General features: G+C 67.6%; 13 protein-coding genes. 7 read left to right on the top strand and 6 right to left on the bottom strand.

Going from position 1 to position 17465, the window contains the following annotated elements:
* Nucleotides 1-68: 68 nt before the first annotated feature.
* The 5 genes from BKA03_RS14045 to BKA03_RS14025 all read right to left on the bottom strand — a co-directional run bounded on the left by BKA03_RS14045 (nucleotide 69) and on the right by BKA03_RS14025 (nucleotide 7106).
* Nucleotides 69-1346 (bottom strand): MFS transporter, encoded by a 1278-nt coding sequence (locus tag BKA03_RS14045; protein WP_062075176.1) that lies wholly within the window; start codon nucleotides 1344-1346, stop codon nucleotides 69-71.
* A gap of 108 nt (nucleotides 1347-1454) precedes the next feature.
* Nucleotides 1455-2087 carry an ATP-binding cassette domain-containing protein gene (locus tag BKA03_RS14040; RefSeq protein ID WP_062075175.1) on the bottom strand — a complete coding sequence of 211 codons (633 nt, stop codon included), beginning with the start codon at nucleotides 2085-2087 and terminating at the stop codon, nucleotides 1455-1457.
* On the bottom strand, nucleotides 2084-2869 hold the full coding sequence (locus BKA03_RS14035; RefSeq protein WP_062075174.1) for an ABC transporter permease: 786 nt from the start codon (nucleotides 2867-2869) through the stop codon (nucleotides 2084-2086). The genes BKA03_RS14040 and BKA03_RS14035 overlap by 4 nt, the downstream gene beginning before the upstream one ends.
* A complete protein-coding gene (locus BKA03_RS14030) occupies nucleotides 2847-3884 on the bottom strand; it encodes an ABC transporter substrate-binding protein (RefSeq protein ID WP_062075173.1) in 1038 nt (345 codons plus the stop codon). The genes BKA03_RS14035 and BKA03_RS14030 overlap by 23 nt, the downstream gene beginning before the upstream one ends.
* Before the next feature lie 45 nt (nucleotides 3885-3929).
* A complete protein-coding gene (locus tag BKA03_RS14025; protein ID WP_062075244.1) occupies nucleotides 3930-7106 on the bottom strand; it encodes an NAD(P)-binding protein in 3177 nt (1058 codons plus the stop codon).
* A gap of 732 nt (nucleotides 7107-7838) precedes the next feature.
* Between BKA03_RS14025 and kdpA the strand changes: the two genes are divergently transcribed.
* Genes kdpA through BKA03_RS13995 form a run of 6 tightly spaced genes read left to right on the top strand, consistent with a single transcriptional unit; the run spans nucleotide 7839 to nucleotide 16203 of the window.
* On the top strand, nucleotides 7839-9491 hold the full coding sequence (kdpA, locus tag BKA03_RS14020; protein ID WP_062075172.1) for a potassium-transporting ATPase subunit KdpA: 1653 nt from the start codon (nucleotides 7839-7841) through the stop codon (nucleotides 9489-9491).
* Nucleotides 9488-11527: a potassium-transporting ATPase subunit KdpB gene (gene kdpB, locus BKA03_RS14015; protein ID WP_062075171.1), complete on the top strand. Its 2040-nt coding sequence runs from the start codon at nucleotides 9488-9490 to the stop codon at nucleotides 11525-11527. Before kdpA ends, kdpB begins: the two co-directional genes overlap by 4 nt.
* A gap of 1 nt (nucleotide 11528) precedes the next feature.
* Nucleotides 11529-12098 carry a potassium-transporting ATPase subunit KdpC gene (gene kdpC / locus BKA03_RS14010; protein ID WP_062075170.1) on the top strand — a complete coding sequence of 190 codons (570 nt, stop codon included), beginning with the start codon at nucleotides 11529-11531 and terminating at the stop codon, nucleotides 12096-12098.
* The gene (locus BKA03_RS14005) at nucleotides 12095-14602 is read left to right on the top strand and encodes an ATP-binding protein (protein ID WP_238579419.1); all 2508 of its coding nucleotides are present in this window, start codon (nucleotides 12095-12097) and stop codon (nucleotides 14600-14602) included. Before kdpC ends, BKA03_RS14005 begins: the two co-directional genes overlap by 4 nt.
* Entirely contained in the window at nucleotides 14599-15270 is a 672-nt protein-coding gene (locus BKA03_RS15760; RefSeq protein WP_083971605.1) for a response regulator transcription factor, read from the top strand. Before BKA03_RS14005 ends, BKA03_RS15760 begins: the two co-directional genes overlap by 4 nt.
* A gap of 33 nt (nucleotides 15271-15303) precedes the next feature.
* Nucleotides 15304-16203, top strand: coding sequence for a bifunctional helix-turn-helix transcriptional regulator/GNAT family N-acetyltransferase (locus BKA03_RS13995; protein ID WP_062075168.1), 900 nt, complete (start codon nucleotides 15304-15306; stop codon nucleotides 16201-16203).
* On the opposite strand, the gene BKA03_RS13990 is transcribed toward BKA03_RS13995, so the two are convergent.
* Nucleotides 16200-16820: a GNAT family N-acetyltransferase gene (locus tag BKA03_RS13990; protein ID WP_062075167.1), complete on the bottom strand. Its 621-nt coding sequence runs from the start codon at nucleotides 16818-16820 to the stop codon at nucleotides 16200-16202. The two genes, BKA03_RS13995 and BKA03_RS13990, sit on opposite strands and share 4 nt — an antisense overlap.
* Nucleotides 16821-16919: 99 nt before the next feature.
* On the opposite strand from BKA03_RS13990, the gene BKA03_RS13985 reads away from it, so the two are divergent.
* Nucleotides 16920-17273, top strand: coding sequence for a TfoX/Sxy family protein (locus tag BKA03_RS13985; protein ID WP_062075166.1), 354 nt, complete (start codon nucleotides 16920-16922; stop codon nucleotides 17271-17273).
* Nucleotides 17274-17465 lie beyond the last annotated feature (192 nt).

Here is a 17465-nt window from a genome sequence, read left to right as displayed (position 1 = left end):
CACGACGCTAGTGGAATGCGGTCCGTACCAGGGCCAGGCGCCCCGGGGCGAGCCCGGCCGCTGGCGGCTTAACCCTCGGGGTAGTGAATCTCCGCGACGGTCGTGAGCTTGAAGAAAGGCCGCCGGGGGGAGAAGGCCACATCGAGTCGACCCCGCGCGACCGCCCGCAACAGCACCGCGGCCACGACGGCGAGCGAAGCTATCGCGCCGATGCCCACGGCGAACCGCGGTCCAAGTTGCTGCCCGATCCAGCCGACGAGGGGCGACCCGATCGGGGTGGCGCCCATGAGCACCATCATGTAGAGCGCCATGACCCGCCCGCGCATGATCGGCGGGGTGGTCGTCTGCACCGTCGCGTTGGCCGAGGTCATCATCGTCAGCGCGGCGAATCCCACGGGTATGCCCGCAAACGCGTAGGTCCAATACGAGGGCATGAGGGCCATGGCTGCCTCGGCGACGCCAAAGCCCGCAGCGGCCATCAGCACGAGTCGCACCGACGGTTCCTTGCGGCGCGCCGCCATCACGGCACCGGCGAGCGAACCGATCGCGAGGATCGACCCCAGGATTCCGTAGTCCGCTGGCCCCCTTCCGAACTCGACGCGCGCCATCAGGGCGCTCGTGAGCTGGAAGTTCAGACCAAAGGTCGACACGACGCTCACGGTCACGAAAATGACGAGCAGGTCCCTGCGCTTGCGCACGTAGCGGATGCCGTCGATGATCTGGCCGGGTGAGCGGGAGGCGCGTTCCTGCGCGTGAAACTCGTTGGAGCGCATCAATAGCAGCGCGATGATCGTCGCGCCGAAGGTCACCCCGTTGAGGATGAATACCCACCCGGTGCCGATAGCGGCGATGAGCAGTCCAGCTAGACCGGGACCGATGAGCCTGGCCGCGTTGAACGAAGCCGAGTTGAGGCCCACCGCGTTGGAGAGTTTGGCGCGCGGGACAAGGTCACCGACGAAGATCTGTCGTGCGGGAGCGTCGAAGACGCTGACCACCCCGAGCGCGAAGGCGAAGCCGTAGACCTGGAAGAGCTGCGCGTGTCCCGAAAGCACGAGAGCACCGAGCCCCACGCCGAGGACTCCTGCGCTCGCCTGCGTGAGGATCAGGAGCTTGCGGTGGTCGACGCGGTCGGCGATCACCCCGGTGTAGGGGCCCAGCAGCAGGAAGGGCAGGAACTGGAGACCGGTCGTGATGCCCACGGCCACGCCCGACTCGTGGGTGAGGACCGTGAGGACCAGCCAGTCTTGGGCGACGCGTTGCATCCAGGTGCCAACGTTCGACACCATGGCGCCCATGAACCACAGGCGATAGTTGAAGATGGCGAGGGAGCTGAAGGTGTTTCTCATACGTAGAAAGAAACGTTACGCCTGCGTGGGAATGTTCCTTGCCGCGCGAGTCCCGGTGTGATGGCACGCGCGGCGCGATGTCAACAATTCTTTACACGCGGGGCTCTTCTAGACGACGAGTCCCGGCCCCCGACGTAGCCTCACGACGCGCGCCTTGAAAAACTCGACCTCCGCGGGGTCGTGAGTAATGAGTACCGCTGTGCGCCCTGCGATCCGCTCGCGGACGTACGCCATCACGGCCGGCTTGGTCTCGGCATCGAGCCCCGTGAACGGCTCGTCGAGCACCACCAGATCCGAGGGCGCCGCCATTGCGCGCGCAATTGCCACTCGCCGACGCTGGCCACCGGACAGGTCGCGCACGGGCTTGGACGCGTCTTCCCCCTCGAGCCCGACCCGCGCGAGCTCGTCCTCCGCCGTCGCACGGGCCGTGGAACCGGAGCGGCGCTCGCGATCAAGCACGAGCCTGACGTTGGCAATGGCATCGAGGTGCGCACAGAGCCTGTCCTCTTGGAACACGGCGGAGCGGCGCAGGTCCTGCGCTCCGGTGACGCTGCCAGCGTCGGGCGTCTCGAGTCCGAGCAACAGCCGACCCACCGTCGTCTTTCCGACGCCGTTTGGCCCGGTGAGTGCGGTCACTCTCCCCGGCTCGAGGACCAGGCCGAGCCCGTCGAGCACCACCAGGTCGCCGTACCTCTTGGTGACGGCGTGGAGCGTGACGGGAGCCGGCGTTTTACTGCTCATGAGGCCCTCACAGGTGCACCGGGAACGGAGCGCAAGGCTCTGAGCAGCAGCCGCTCACATACGACGCTCAGCACCACGATCACGATCGTCCACGCGAACAGGTCCGCCGAACTGAGGAACACCTTCGCCTCGTAGAGGCGCTCACCGATGGACCCCGTCGCGACGCCGATGACCTCGGCCGCGACCCCGCTCTTCCACGCGAGGCCAACCCCCACGCGTGTCGCTGCGGCGAGGAAGGGAAGCGCCGCGGGGATGTCGATCGCCACGAGTCGGCGACGGAATGGCATGCGAAAGACCTGGGCGGCCTCCAGCATCTGCGGGTCTCGCTGCGCGATTCCCTGCAGCACGTTGGCGTACATCACGGGAAGCACCATGAGCAGGCTCGTGAAGACCGGCAGGTGCGAACTGTCGGTCCACAGGAGCAACAAGATGATGAAGCTCACGACCGGAGCGGACCTAATCGCCGCGATCGCGGGTTCCCACAACGCCCTCGCCACGGGCGACGCCGCCGAGGAGATCGCGAGCACCGCTCCAAGGACCACGGCGCCCGTGAAGCCCAGGGTGATGCGGCCAAGGGACCAGCCGATTGTGGCCCAAAAGTCGCCCGTCGGCAGGAGGGTGACGAGGGTGCGCGCCACCTGCATCGGCGAGGCGAGCAGAAAGTCCCTGTGAACGGCAACGGCGGCCGCCTGCCACATCGCCAGCCAAAAAACAGCCGCGCCAATGCGGCGGGCGACCGCCCGCGTCGCTGTGCCGGTCTTATCCGGCGAAGTAGAAGTCATCTCCAGGCATACTGCCACCGACCGACGCCGGGTCCGCGTTGAAGAGCACCTGCAAGTAGCCGGCGAGCGCCGACTTCATCGCGGCGCCGGACACATCCGTGATGTAGCACAGCGGGATGGCCTTCTCGGCGAGCGTCGCATTGGGCACGATGCCCGCGGCGACGATCAGCGGTGCGGCTTCTGCCGGCTTGGCGTTGACCCACTCGGTCGAGGCCGCGTAGTCCTTCATGAACTGTGCGACGGCGTCGGGGTGCTCGGTGGCGAACGAGTTGCGGACGACGACCACACCGGTGATGAGCTGCGAGTCGGGAGAGACCTTGGCCCACTCGGAGGTGAGGTCGAGTGCGGTGCGCAGGTCGGGGCTGGCCGCCTCGGCGATGGTCACGAACGGCTGCGGAAGAACGCCGATGGCGCCGGGCGTCGCGGTGAGCTTGGCGACGACCTCGGTGTGCTCCGACAGGAACTGGAGGTCGACGTCGACGCCGGGCTTGAGGCCCGCCTGCTCGAGCAGGTAGTCCATGACGTACTCGGGCGAGGCGCCCTTGCCGGTCAGGTAGACCGTCTTGCCCTTGAGGTCGGCGATCGAGTGGATGGTGTCACCGGACTCGACGATGTTGAGCACGCCGAGCGTGTTGATCGCCAGCACAGAGATCTGCGCGTCGGTTCCCTTGGTCTTCGCGTAAAGCACGGCCGCGAGGTTTGAGGGGACGAGCGCCATGTCGACGCTGCCCTTCGCGACGAGCGGGACGACCTCGTCGGGCGACGCGTACATCTGGACCTTGTAGTCCTCGGGGGCGGTTCCCTTGGTCGCGTCGTCCATCAGCCCGACGAGACCCATCGTGGTGGGGCCCTTCAGGGAGGCGATGTTGACGGCGACGGGAACAACAGGCGCCTGCGACACCACCGCGGTTGCGGTGGGCGACGGCGAGGTGACAGTGGCGGCGTTGCCGGTTGAGCATGCCGTCAGGATGAGTGCGGCGAGCAGGGCGCCCGACGCGGTAAGGGTTTTCTTCATGGGGTTTCCTTGTAGGTGAGACGTGGGGATCTCTAGTGGGTGGGCTTATGGCTTGGCTATGGCGTCGCCACGGAAAGGGGCGTAGGTGGTGTGGAGCAGTTCGTGGGCGAGGTGGGAGTTTGGCTCGCCGTAGAAGTCCTCGTAGAGGCGCAGGATGTCGGGGTTCTGCTGCGAGTCCTTGAGCGCCATGTCCTCGTCGATGTTCGACAGGATCATCGTCTTGATTCCGGTCTCGCCCTGGCTCTTGGGCTTGGGGTGACCCGCGCCGTTGATGCAGCCGCCGGGGCACGCCATGATCTCGACAAGGTCGAATCCCATGTCATCGCCTGCCAATAGGCGCTTGATGATCGGGTCCGCGTTGCCCAGGCCAGAGATCGCGGCGATGCGCAGTGTGCGACCTGGCGCCTCGATGGTGGCGACCTTGAGGTACGGGTACTCTTCGGAAGGCACGAAGTCGAGCCGGGTACGCAGGGGTTCGCCCGTGAGCTTCTCGACCGCCATGCGTGTCGCGGCCTCGGCCACTCCGCCCGACGAACCGAACAGCACGCCTGCACCGGAGACCTGCTTGTAGGGCAGGTCGAACTCCGCGGGCTCGATGTCTTCCTTCTCCAGGCGGAGCATCTGCACCATCTCGAGGAACTCGGTCGTGGTGAGGACTGCGTCGACGTCGCGGATGCCCTCGGGAGCGAACTCGGGGCGAGCGGCCTCACTCTTCTTGGCCATGCACGGCACGATCGAGACGACGTAGAGGTCGTCGAGGCTAATGCCCTCGCGCTTGGCGAAGTGAGCCTTCACCGTCGCGCCCATCATCTGCTGGGGTGACTTGCAGCTCGAAAGGTGAGGCAGTATTCCGGGGTAGCGGCGCTCGGCGTAGTTGACCCAGCCGGGGCAGCACGATGTGTAGAGCGGCATCACGCCGCCGTTGCCGAGCCTGTCAAAGAGCTCGGTCGTCTCCTCCATGATGGTGAGGTCGGCGGCGAAGACGAAGTCGAAGCTCTTGTCAAAGCCCATCTTCTTCATCATGCCGGCGACGAATGGAGCGACCTCCATGTGCGAGAGGCCATACTCCTTGGCGATGTGCGCGCGCACCGCAGGGGCCACGAAGCCCACGACCTTCTTTGTCGGGTCGTTGATCGCGGTGAAGACGTCGCCGCGCTCGCGCACATAGTCCAAGGCGCCCGTGGGGCACGTGCGCACGCACTGTCCACACGAGACGCAGTCGGTCATGTTGAGCGGCTCGCCAGTAGAGGTGCACACCCGCATCTGTCCCTCGCGGAACTGGAAAGCAAGCACGCCAGGGCCCATGATCTCGGCGCAAGCGGCTACGCACAGCCCGCAAGAGATGCACTTGTTCTGGTCGCGGATGATGAACTGGTGGTCGCGCACAATCGGGGAGCGCGGCCGCACGTGCAGCGTCGGCTCGAAGTGAACCTCGTGTGAACTCGCCTCCTTGCGGAGTGAGCAGGTGTTCTGCGCGGAGCAACCACACGTGAGGCAGCGCCCCGCCTCGGCGCGGGCCTGCGCCTCGGTGAGGCCAAGCTCGACCTCGCGGAAGCCGCCGAAGCGGTCGTCGATGCCAAGTTCCGCCATGACCGCGCGGGACAGGTTGGGGATGTCCTCGAACTCCGCCTGCGGCAAGTCCTCGAGGGATCCCCTGCTGCACGAGTAGTCCTCGTGGCTGGGCTTGATGTAGCCGTTGGTGAGGAACTCGCCGATCGCCTCTGCCGCGCGTCGGCCGGCAGCAATCGCCGCGATCACGGTGGCAGGTCCCGTCACACAGTCGCCACCCGAGAAGATCTTCGCCTCGGACGTCTGCATCGAGAAGCCGTCGACATCGATGTTGCCCCACTTGTTCAAGCGGACGGGCAGGTCGTTGTAGAGGAAGCCGGTGTCGGTGTTCTGGCCGATGGCGCCGATGATCGTGTCGGCTTCGATGACGAAGTTGCTGCCCTCGACGGGAACGGGGCGGCGGCGGCCGGAACGGTCGGGTTCGCCGAGCTCCATGCGCATGCAGTGGAGCCCCTTCATGCCGTTGTCGTCGACCGAGATTCTCTGCGGTGCGGCGAGGAAGACCATCTCGACGCCCTCGCGCAGGGCCTCGTGAACCTCGATGGCCTGGGCCGGCATCTCGTCCTGCGTGCGGCGGTAGACCAGTTTGACGTTCTTGGCGCCCCTGCGCAGCGCGGCGCGGGCGCAGTCGATCGCGGTGTTGCCGCCGCCGATGACGATGACGTTGTCGCCGATCTCGCCGTCGTTGCCCTTGGTGACGTGGCGCAAGTAGTCGATTCCGAGCACGACGCCGTCGGTATTGTCGCCGTCGATGCCGAGCGGGGTTGCGCGCCATGAGCCGATCGCCAGGTACACGGCGTCGAAGTCGCGCTTGAGGTCCTCCAGGAGGATGTGCGTGCCGAGCGCCTTGTTGCAGACGATGTTGACGCCGAGCGCCTCGATGAGGTCAATTTCCTTGTCGAGCGTCGTCTTCGGCAGGCGGTACTCGGGGATGCCGTATCGCATCATGCCGCCGGGCTCGGGCTGGTTCTCGAAGACCGTGACTCCGTGGCCCGCGATGGCGAGGTAGTTGGCGGCGGCCAGACCCGATGGCCCCGCGCCGATGACGGCGATGCGCTTGCCGGTGGCGTCGGCAAGGCGAGGGCGCCACGGGTGCTTGCGGGCCATGTCCCAGTCGGCCGCGAAACGCTTGACCGAGTTGATGGCGACGGGCTCCTCCACGAGGTTGCGGCGGCACTCGTCCTCACAGGGGTGAGGGCACACGCGTCCGCAAGCGGAAGGGAAGGGGTTGCGGTCCTTGATGACGCGAATGGCGGCCTCGAAGTTGCCGTCCGACACGTGCTGCAAGTACGTCTGGATGTCGATGTTCGCGGGGCAGGTCTGCACACAGGGGGCGACGCAGTCCGCATTGTGGTCGCACAGAAGCTGCTCGAGGCGCACCTTGCGGTAGGCCTCGAGACGGTCGGTGTGGGTCTTGATTTCCATGCCTGGAGTGATGGGCGTGAGGCAGGCCTTGACGTCACGGGGATTGTCGGAGCCGACTTCCACCACGCACATGCCGCAGCTGCCGTTGGCTCGCTTGAGGCGCACGTCATTGCAGAGCGAGGGGATGTTGATGCCCTCGTTGCCGAGCGCCTGAAGAATGTTCAGACCGCTCTGAACTTCAATCTCGCGGTCGTTGACCTTTACGGTCACGCGCTCCGGTTCAACCATGTCCGCCACGACTTCCTCCGACTGCCTTGTCCGTTTTGGTTGGCACGGCTTCTCGCCGCGGGACTCTCAGCCAAGGCCTTTGGGGGAGGCCAGATGCGTCAAATGCACCTCTTTTCACGGTAGGCCCGGGGGGTGTGGGAATCTACGGACCTCGGTCCCGGGGACCAGGGCGGGACCTTTTCGTAGGACCCGGGACTAGGGCCTTTTTGGCCCATATGCGGGCACGATGAGGCGCCGGGGCCGGACGTGCAGGGACCGGACGCGAGAGACCCGCGATGCCCGTGAGCAAGGCTTCAATGGCCCCTAGCGACCGTGGCTCCGGTGAAGAACTCACTACTCACTGCGCTCGCGGCCGCTCACTGGTGCTTGGCCTTCCCGGCGCTGGTCGTTGCAGTAGTGAGTTCTTCACGTCGGGGTTGGGGCGGTGGGGGTTGGGGCGGCGGGGGTTGGCGGCGCTCGGTGCCCGCGATCCCGGTGAGCAGCGCCTCGATGGCCCATTGCGGGCGCTGGTCGCCCGTTCCGCTCACCAGGTCGAGCCCGATGCGGGCCGGCTCCAGCCCGTCTGCGCGGCATCTGGACGCGTCTGGGTAGCGTCAGGAAACTGGCGCGGTAGGTCTTCGGGGGCCTGCGATGGGGCCATGGACACAGTTCTCGCCGTCGTCGCGGTGGTCGTTGGCTTGCTCTCGCTGATCTACATCGCCTGGACCCTCATCCAGCCATGGAGGTTCTAGGGTGCTCGCGCTCGGACAGATCGGCCTCCTCGTCATCGTGCTCGCCCTCGTGCAATGGCCTCTAGGCAACGCACTCGCCGCCGCAGCGACGGGGACCCGCCACACCCGCGTCGAACGCGCTGTCTATCGCGTCGTGGGGGTAAACCCCGAGTCGCGCCAGTCGTGGAAGTCGTACGCCATCGCCCTCATGGCGTTCTCCGTCGCAGGCGTGGCGGTGCTTATGTCGCTTCTCATGCTCAACAGGCACTTGCCTCTCTCGCAAGGCACGCCCGGCATGGCGTGGGCGGGGGCGCTCAACACCGCCGTGAGCTTTGTGACCAATACGAATTGGCAGTGGTATTCGGGGGAGACCACGCTCGGCTACGCGGTGCAGGCCGGGGGCCTCACGGTGCAGAACTTCCTGTCCGCAGCCGTCGGCATCGCCGTGGCCTTCGCGCTTGCCAGGGCCTTTGCGGCGCATAGGGCCGACGGCGTCGGCAACTTTTGGGTGGACATCACCAGGGTGACGACCCGCATCCTGGTCCCGCTCAGCGTGGGCGCGACGCTCTTGTTCCTCGGCGGTGGGGTCATCGACAACCTCAACGGACCTCGCGTTGTCACGACGCTCGCGGGGGCAAGCCAGACCATCCCTGGCGGTCCCGTCGCGACTCAAGAAGCTATCAAGCAGATCGGCACGAACGGCGGCGGCTTTTTCAACGCCAACGCCTCGCACCCATTCGAGAACCCGACGGCGTGGACCAACCTGTTATCCATCGCCTTGCTGCTGGCCATCCCCTTCGCGTTGCCGCGAGCGCTAGGCATCATCTTGGGCAGCAAGCGCCAAGGTCACGCAATCCTGGCGGCGATGGCCTCCCTGTGGGTGGCGACCGTCGGCCTGCTCACGTGGGCCGAATTTGCGGGCAAGGGAGCGGCTCCCGCGCTCGCGGGCGCGGCGATGGAGGGCAAGGAGACGCGATTTGGGTTGGCCGCTTCGGCGCTCTATGCCGCGTCGACGACCGCCACCAGCACCGGTTCCGTCAACGCGTCGCACGACTCCCTCACCGCGCCCGGATCGCTCACCGCCATCGGGTCGATGCTCCTGGGGGAGATCGCGCCGGGAGGCGTGGGCTCTGGCCTCTACGGAATGCTTGTCATCGCCGTGCTCGCGGTGTTCCTGGCGGGCCTCATGGTGGGTCGCACGCCCGAGCTCTATGGCAAGAAGATCGGCTCGCGCGAAATGTCGCTCGTTGCCGTGTACACGGTGGTGACGCCCGCGCTCGTGCTCGGAGGCACGGCCCTGACGTTGGGCGTGAAATCTCTCAAGGACGCGGCCGTCACACAACCGGGCCTCCACGGCGTCACGAGCGTCCTGTACGCGTACGCGAGCGCCGCCAATAACAACGGGTCCGCGTTTGGAAGTTTTGCGGCGGGAGGAACGTGGCAAGACCTGCTTCTCGCGGTGGCGATGTTCGCGGGACGTTTCGTTCCCATCCTGCTGGTGCTCGCCCTCGCGGGTGCGCTCGCGGCGGCGCCCCGCATCCCGGTTGGCGCCGGAACGTTGCGGTCCGATACGCCTCTGTTCACGACGCTGCTCGTGGGAGTGGCGCCCATCATCGCGCTGGTGGCATACGCCCCTGTGCTCGCACTCGGACCCCTCGGGGAGGCGCTTCAATGACCCGCACCGACACCGCAACGGGACTCGTGCTCGACGCGATTCCCACCGCCATGAAGAGCCTCAACCCCGCGCGCCTATGGCGCAACCCCGTGATGATGGTGGTGTGGGCCGGAGCGGCGGTCACGACGCTCGCCGCGGCCATGCGGCCGGGCTGGTTTGCCATCGGCGTCGCGGGCTGGTTGTGGGCCACTGTCGTGTTCGGTGCGTTGTCCGAGGCGGTGGCCGAGGGTAGGGGTAAGGCGCGCGCCGCCTCGATGCGCCGCAACAGGATCGACCTGGTCGCCAGGCGCATCGTGGGCCAGGGCGAGGAGACCATCTCGGCTGCCGATCTCCGCCAAGGCGATCTGGTGAGGGTGGCCGCGGGCGAGACCATTCCCGCGGACGGCGAGATTGTCGAGGGCGCCGCGACGGTCGACGAGTCGGCCATCACGGGCGAGTCCGCGCCGGTGATCAGGGAGTCGGGGGGCGACAGGAGCTCCGTCACGGGCGGCACGCGCGTGCTTTCCGACTCGTTCGTCATGAGGATTACCGCGAAGCCTGGCGAGAGCTACGTGGATCGCATGATCGCGCTCGTGGAGGGCGCTACCCGCCAGAAGACACCGAACGAGGTGGCGCTGTCCATCCTGCTGAGCGGCCTCACCCTGGTGTTCCTCGTGGTGGTGCTCACGCTCGGGCCGCTCGCGCAGGGCTCCGTCGGCGATGTCCCGAGCGTCGTCACGCTCGTTGCGCTGCTTGTGTGCCTCATTCCCACGACCATCAGCGCGCTGCTGCCCGCCATCGGCATCTCGGGCATGGAGCGCCTCATGAAGCGCAACGTGCTCGCCACGTCGGGAAGGGCGGTAGAGGCCGCGGGTGACGTGAGCGTGCTCCTGCTCGACAAGACGGGCACCATCACTCTGGGAGACAGGCACGCCACGCGCTTTGTGCCCGCGCCTGGAGTCGCCGCCGAACGCCTCGCCGCCGCCGCATACTCCTCCTCCCTCGCCGACGAGACCCCCGAGGGACGCTCGATCGTCACTCTCGCCTCACGGAAGCTCAAGGAGAACGTGCCTGAGGCGGGACTGCATGAGACCTTTGTTCCCTTCACAGCGACGACGCGGATGTCAGGCATCGACTCCAACAACGGCGTGGAAGTGGTGGCGCTGCGCAAAGGCGCGGCCACGGCGGTCACTTCGTGGGTGGAGGCGGCGGGCGGCGCGGTCGCAGTGACCGTCGACGTCGACGTGGCCGACGCGAGCGCCCAAGGCGCAACGGCCCTGCTCGTTGCCGAGCGGGTGGGCGATCGGATACCCGAGGCGCTGGGGGTGATCGTTCTCGAGGACATTGTGAAGGAGGGTCTTCCCGAACGCTTCGCGCTCTTGCGCAAGGTGGGCATCGAGACCGTGATGGTCACCGGTGACAACCCCCTCACCGCCGCGGCCATTGCGGCCAAGGCGGGGATCACCGACGTGATGGCCGAGGCGACACCCGAGGACAAGCTCGCGCGCATCCGCGCCGAACAGGCCCGCGGGCGACTCGTCGCGATGACGGGCGACGGCACCAACGACGCCCCCGCTCTCGCGCAGGCGGACGTCGGGCTGGCCATGAACACGGGGACGTCGGCCGCCAAGGAGGCCGGAAACATGGTCGACCTTGACTCGGATCCGACCAAGCTCATTGACGTTGTCGACATCGGCAAGCAGTTGCTCGTCACGCGCGGAGCGCTCACCACGTTTTCGGTCGCGAACGACGTCGCCAAGTACTTCGCGATCCTGCCCGCACTGTTCGCCACTTCGCTGCCCTCGCTCGGCGCCCTCAACGTCATGCGCCTTGCCACGCCCGCGTCGGCCATCCTGTCTGCCGTGATCTTCAACGCCTTGGTGATAGTGGCGCTCATCCCGCTCGCGCTCAAGGGCGCCAAGTTTCGCCCAGAATCGGCCGACAGGCTCTTGCGCCGCAATCTGCTTACCTACGGACTCGGCGGACTCGCCGTGCCCTTCGTCGGCATCGCGCTCATCGACCTGGCCGTCAGACATATCCCCGGACTCGGAGGCTGACATGAAGATCTGGATCCGGTCTCTCGGCGCGTCGCTGCGGATGCTCGTCGTAGCAACTGTGGTACTTGGAGTGGCCTACCCGCTGATCGGGCTCGCGGCGGGCCTCGCGCTCCCTCACCAAGCCGAGGGCTCGCTCATCACCGTCAACGGGAAGGTGATCGGGTCGTCGCTGCTCGGTCAAGACTTCGCAGGTGACGGGTGGTTCCACGGCAGGCCATCGGCCTCAAACTACGACGGCCTCGCCTCGGGAGGCTCCAATCTTGGCCCCAACAACCCCGCCCTGGTAGCCGCCATCGCGGATCGCATTGCCAAGGTCGCGGCGCGCGAGGGAGTCGCGCCCGCACGCGTTCCCGCCGACGCGGTGACGGCCTCGGCGTCGGGGCTCGACCCGCAGATCTCGCTGGCGTACGCCGAACTGCAGGTCCCGCGAGTGGCCGCACAACGCGGCATGAGCGAGGCCGCGGTCCGCGCACTCGTGGCCCACGCGACCACGGGAAGGGCGCTGGGCGTGCTCGGGGAGCCCGCCGTGAACGTCGTGACGCTCAACGCGGCCCTCGCGGGGCGACAATGACGGTTATGGACGATGCGGTGCCGACGCTCGGGCGAGGGCGCGGTCGTCTGCGCGTCTACCTGGGCGCCGCGCCCGGCGTCGGCAAGACCTACGCGATGCTCGACGAGGGCCACCGGCGCGCCGAACGCGGTGCGGATGTGGTCGTGGGATTTGTCGAGACTCACGGCAGGGCCGCGACCGCGCAGCAGGTCGAGGGCATGGAGGTCGTGCCTCGCGTGCGACGGACCGCCGCCGGCATCGAGGTCGACGAGCTCGACCTGGCGGCGGTCATCGCGAGGGGTCCCGACGTGGCGCTCGTCGACGAGTTGGCCCACACCAATGCGACGGGCTCCGGCAACCCCAAACGCTGGGAGGATGTCGAGGCGTTGCTCGACGCCGGCATCGACGTGGTCACAACGGTCAACGTCCAGCACCTCGAGTCGCTCAACGATGTGGTGTTCGACATCACTGGAGTGCGTCAACGCGAGACCGTCCCCGATGAGGTGGTGCGCGCGGCCGACCAAATCGAGTTGGTGGACATGAGCCCCCAATCGCTGCGTAGGCGCATGTCCCACGGCAACATCTACGCGCCGGAGAAGATTGACGCCGCGCTCACCCACTTCTTCAGGGAGGGGAACCTCACCGCCCTGCGGGAGCTCGCGCTGTTGTGGCTGGCGGATCGTGTCGATGCCTCGCTCGACACGTACCGCACGGAGCACCAGATCGACGCCGCGTGGAAGACGCGTGAGCGTGTGGTCGTGGCGCTCGGCGGCGGACAGGAGGGCGAGGCCCTCGTCCGCAGGGGAATCCGAATCGTCCAGCGGGCGAGCGGCGGCCAACTCTTCGCCGTGCACGTGGCGCGCACGGATGGCCTCGTCGCAGGCGGCGCAGGCGACCTCGCAAGGCAACGACGGTTGGTGGAGGAGGCGGGCGGCACCTACCACGTGATCGCGGGCGACGACGTGGCGTCGGCGATTCTCGACTTTGCGGCGGGCGTCAATGCCTCGCAGATCGTGGTGGGCGAATCCACGCGGCCCCGCCTTCTCGCCGCCTTCTCGACGTCGGTGACGCGGGCGATCATCAGGGGATCCGACGACGTTGACGTGCTGGTCGTCACGCACTATGGCTCCGATACGGACGCCGCGAGGCGTAAGCGCGAGGCAAAGCTCTCGGGTCTGCGTCAACGCTGGGGCTGGGTGATAGCCGTGGTGGGCAACCTCGCTCTCGCGTGGGTCTTGACTGTCTCAGGTGGCGACGAACTTCCCTTCGCGTTGATGTCCTTCTTGGTGATGACGCTCCTGGTTGCGTTCGTGGGTGGACTTGGCCCAGCGCTGGTGTCTGCGGCGCTCGCTGCGGCGTTGTCGAACGTGTTCTTCACCGAACCTCGGTTGACCTTCAAGATGTCTCATCCGGAACAGGCCGTTGCCGTCGTCCTGCTGTTTGTCGTCGCCGTCGCGGCGTCGCGGGTGGTCGCGACCGCCTCGAAGCGTTCTCGCGACGCGGGGATTGCGCGCACCGAGGCCGACCTCGTCACCACCGCGTCTCTCGACGTCCTGGCGGGTGCCGACAGGTTGCAGGCACTGCTGCTGAGGCTGCGGGAGGCCTTCGACCTCCAAGGTCTTGTCATCTTGGACGCGCAAGGAAACCTCATCGCGGCCGACCCCCCGGACGTGAGCGCCACGGGAACGACCGTCGTCGCCCTCGACGATGGCGCGCAGGTGGTCATCGACGGCCCGCCGCTGGGGCCTCGCTCGCTCAGGGTGATCGCCGCGATCGCGGCGCAAGCGAGCGCCTTGGCCGAGCGCACCCGCATGGCGCAGGAGCGCAGGGTTGCGCGGGTCGAGCGTGAGCGGGGAGCCGTGCGCGACGCGGTGCTCGCAGCCGTGAGCCACGACCTTCGCACGCCTTTGGCCGCGATCAAGGCGTCGGCGAGCGCGCTGCGGAGCTCCCAACTCACCGTCACGGCCGAGGACGCCAGGGAGCTGTTTGCCTCGATCGAGGACGGCGCGGACCGCCTCCAGGCGCTTGTCGACAACCTGCTCGACATGTCGAGAATCGACGCGGGGATCGTGTCTCCTCGTGCGGCGCCGACGTGGGTGATGGACTTGCTGGTGAGTGCGGTGTCTGGGGTGGAACCCGAGCGAGTAGAGCTCGACGTCCCAGCGTCGTTGGGGACCGTGATGATCGACGGCGGTCTCGTGGAGCGCGTGGTCGCCAACCTGGTCGAGAACGCCACCAGGTACTCGCCCCCCGACATTCCCGTCCGGGTGAGCGCCGCGCGCGTTGGAGGCGACCTCGTCATCACGGTGGTCGACCGCGGACCAGGCGTAGACGCCGGTGACCGGCAGCGCATTTTCGATTCCTTCCAGCGCCTTGGTGACGCGCCCGCCGGCTTGGGAGTGGGCCTCGGCCTGGCGGTGGCCCGCGGGCTCGCCCGATCCCTGGGCGGCGAGGTGAGCGCGGAGGAGACGCCGGGAGGCGGTCTCACCATGGTGGTCAGGGTGCCGGAGGCGGAGTCGCCGTGAGGGTGCTCATCGTGGAGGACGACGGCGCGCTCGCGGGCGCGCTCGCCATCATGTTGCGCTCGCGAGGCGATGAGCCGATCGTGGCGAGATCCGGGAGGGAGGCCCTCGACCTGCTGGCCTCCGTCGAGACGGACATCGTGATTCTCGACCTGGGCCTTCCCGACATGGACGGCGCGGCGGTCCTCGAACAGGTGCGCGCCTGGAGCGCCGTGCCGGTCGTGGTGCTCTCGGCCCGTCACGATGCCGCCCAAAAGGTCCGTGCCCTCGACCTGGGTGCGAACGACTACGTCACGAAGCCGTTCAACGTCGACGAGCTGCTCGCGCGGATGCGCGCGGCCACGCGTGGGGCGGACGCGGCGCCCGATCGACGCGTGGTGACAACCGCTGCCTTCAGCATCGACCTGGCGCGGCGCGTCGTGATGCGCGAAGGCGCGGAGGTGGCCGTGACGCCCACCGAGTGGCGACTGTTGGAACTGCTGGCGCGCGAGCCGGGCGTTGTGGTGGAGCGCGAGCGACTCCTCGACAGCCTGCGCGGGCCGTCGGTCCCCCACAGTTCTCACTACCTGCGGGTCTACGTCCAGCAACTGCGGGCCAAGCTCGAGCCTGCGCCAGGGACTCCGCGCCACCTCGTGACCGTGGCGGGTGTTGGCTACCGGCTGGATGTCTAGCGCGAGCGCCGATGTTTGACTAAGGTCAACCATATGGATGCGCGCCTCATCGGGACCTTCAGACAATTCCAACGCGTCGTCACCAGCGAGGTGGGCGCGCTGCAGGACGACTTCCTTGGCCGCGGACGCCCGTACGGCGCGTCGCGCGTGTTGTGGGAGATGGGGGACGGTCCGGTCGAAGTAGCCGACTTGCGCGAGCGCCTCGGTCTGGACGCGGGCTACGCGTCGCGCCTGCTGAGCGTGCTCGAGGGCGAGGGGCTTGTGAGCATCGACCCCAGTCCGGACGATGCCAGGGCCAAGGTGGTGTCGCGCACCGAGGCAGGGCGGGACGAGGCCGCAACGCTCGACCGCCTCTCCGACGGTGCCGCCGTCGACTTGCTTGCCCATTTGAGCGAGGCCGAGTTGGTCGAGCTGGACCGTGCCACTCGTGTGGTCACGCGAGCGCTGGCGCGACGCCACCTCACGATCGAGATCGTCGACCCCGACTCGCGCGATGCGCGCTGGTGCGTCGGCGAGTTCTTCGCGGAGATCGACGCGCTGTTCGATACGGGTTACGACCCGTCCAAGGCGGTCGCCGTCGGCGCCGCGGACCTCACCCCGCCCCACGGGGCGTTCCTCGTCGCTTACCTGCACGGACAGCCCGTCGGCTGTGGCGGCGTGAAGCTTCCCGAAGGCGAGCCGGCATTCCTCAAGCGGATGTGGGTTGCTCCGTCCGCGCGGGGGCTGGGCGTGGCTGGCCTCATGCTCGACCGGCTCGAGGCTCTCGCTGCGGAGGTCGGCGCGACCGCCGTCACGCTCGACACGAACTCCAAACTGACCGCCGCCGGGCGGCTCTATGGCACGCGAGGCTACGTCGAGGTGCCCGACTTCAACGGCGAGCCGCACGCCGATCGCTGGTACCGCAAGGAGTTATCAGCCGCGAGCGCGCGCTAAATGGCGCCGGACACCCAACCGGGCGCGGTCGACCGCGCCCACGTGACCGCATCGTCGTCGTCCCCGATGCGAGCAAAGCCCACCTTCGGGTAGAAGGCCTGCGCGGCCTTATTGGTGCGGGGGGCGACCAGGTGAACTCCGAGGACGCCCTGCTCGGCCAACTGGGCCACCAAGGTGTCGATCAGTCGCCTGCCCCAGCCGGCGCCCTGGAGTTCGGGGAGCAGGTCGATGTGCAGGTGCGCTGGATAGTCTGCGACGGCATCGGACAGGCACCGCGTCGGGTCGGCGGCCGAGGGCAGGAGCCACCCATCGCGGTCGGTCCTTGCCGTGTGAAGCGGTTCGCGTTCGGGCCACCACTCGCCACTGAACCATTGCTGAAAGGCCTCGGTATCCGCGGCGGCAACCACGTAGCCGCGGGCCTCACCGCCGATGTCCACGACCCACGCGAAGCACGAAGGGCCGTGCAGGTAGGGCGAGGCAAAGACATCGGCGAGCGCCGTGTCGTCCCCAAAGCGCCCAGCCGCGTCCCCGCCGTCCGCACCCGTGAGCAGGCAAATGCGCGCGATCTGCTGCTCGTCGGCTGGTGTGGCGGGGCGAATGCGCGGAATGGAGGCCATGATCTGAGGTTACGGCCCGACGGGCGGATTCGTCACTAGGAAGGTACGACCGATGGGTATCGCCGAGCGGATGCCGGCCGCGGGTGAAATCATGGACAGATGACTTACGACGAGGAGTTGGCACAGCGCATCCGCGAGCGCGTATTCGCCGAGCGCGACCTCGCGGAGAAGCGGATGTTCGGCGGCCTCGCGTTCCTGCTCGAAGGCAGCATGGCGATCGCGGTCAGCGGCCAAGGCGGACTGATGGCACGCGTGGCGCCCGCGGACGCGGCGGAACTAGTGACCCGAGACGGGGTGGCCCCCATGATCATGAACCGGCGGCCCATGCGCGGCTGGCTGCGGGTCGCGCCGGATGTGGTCGAGAGCGAAGAGGCGCTGGATGAGTGGGTCGCGAGGTCCGTCGCCTATGTGAAGGGCACGATCAACGCCCCCCAAGAAGGCGGACCGGCGTAGGCAGGGGCGCCAACCGTCGCAGACGGCGAATGCCCTGGCTGCGATCACCGGGGGCATGACCGCTGCGACCACCCGGCGTGTTCGCGAAGTCGGCGCACGTGGCACACCGGAACGGAGAGCGCTCGAAGTCAAGCCGCTGTTTGGTGGCGGGGTACGTGGTGACCCACTACAACGCGGTAGGGGCCGATGCGG

The sequence above is a fragment of the Demequina lutea genome (genome assembly GCF_013409005.1).
GTDB lineage: Bacteria > Actinomycetota > Actinomycetes > Actinomycetales > Demequinaceae > Demequina > Demequina lutea.
Note: the sequence above shows the minus strand (reverse complement) of the source record. Positions and strands in the feature narration are given on the sequence as shown.

Excerpts from the sequence above, each read along its gene's own strand:
- BKA03_RS14045 (WP_062075176.1), bottom strand. The coding sequence starts at position 1,346 with ATGAGAAACACCTTCAGCTCCCTCGCCATCTTCAACTATCGCCTGTGG.
- BKA03_RS14040 (WP_062075175.1), bottom strand. The coding sequence starts at position 2,087 with ATGAGCAGTAAAACGCCGGCTCCCGTCACGCTCCACGCCGTCACCAAG.
- BKA03_RS14035 (WP_062075174.1), bottom strand. The coding sequence starts at position 2,869 with ATGACTTCTACTTCGCCGGATAAGACCGGCACAGCGACGCGGGCGGTC.
- BKA03_RS14030 (WP_062075173.1), bottom strand. The coding sequence starts at position 3,884 with ATGAAGAAAACCCTTACCGCGTCGGGCGCCCTGCTCGCCGCACTCATC.
- BKA03_RS14025 (WP_062075244.1), bottom strand. The coding sequence starts at position 7,106 with ATGGTTGAACCGGAGCGCGTGACCGTAAAGGTCAACGACCGCGAGATT.
- kdpB (WP_062075171.1), top strand. The coding sequence starts at position 9,488 with ATGACCCGCACCGACACCGCAACGGGACTCGTGCTCGACGCGATTCCC.
- kdpC (WP_062075170.1), top strand. The coding sequence starts at position 11,529 with ATGAAGATCTGGATCCGGTCTCTCGGCGCGTCGCTGCGGATGCTCGTC.
- BKA03_RS14005 (WP_238579419.1), top strand. The coding sequence starts at position 12,095 with ATGACGGTTATGGACGATGCGGTGCCGACGCTCGGGCGAGGGCGCGGT.
- BKA03_RS13995 (WP_062075168.1), top strand. The coding sequence starts at position 15,304 with ATGGATGCGCGCCTCATCGGGACCTTCAGACAATTCCAACGCGTCGTC.
- BKA03_RS13990 (WP_062075167.1), bottom strand. The coding sequence starts at position 16,820 with ATGGCCTCCATTCCGCGCATTCGCCCCGCCACACCAGCCGACGAGCAG.
- BKA03_RS13985 (WP_062075166.1), top strand. The coding sequence starts at position 16,920 with ATGACTTACGACGAGGAGTTGGCACAGCGCATCCGCGAGCGCGTATTC.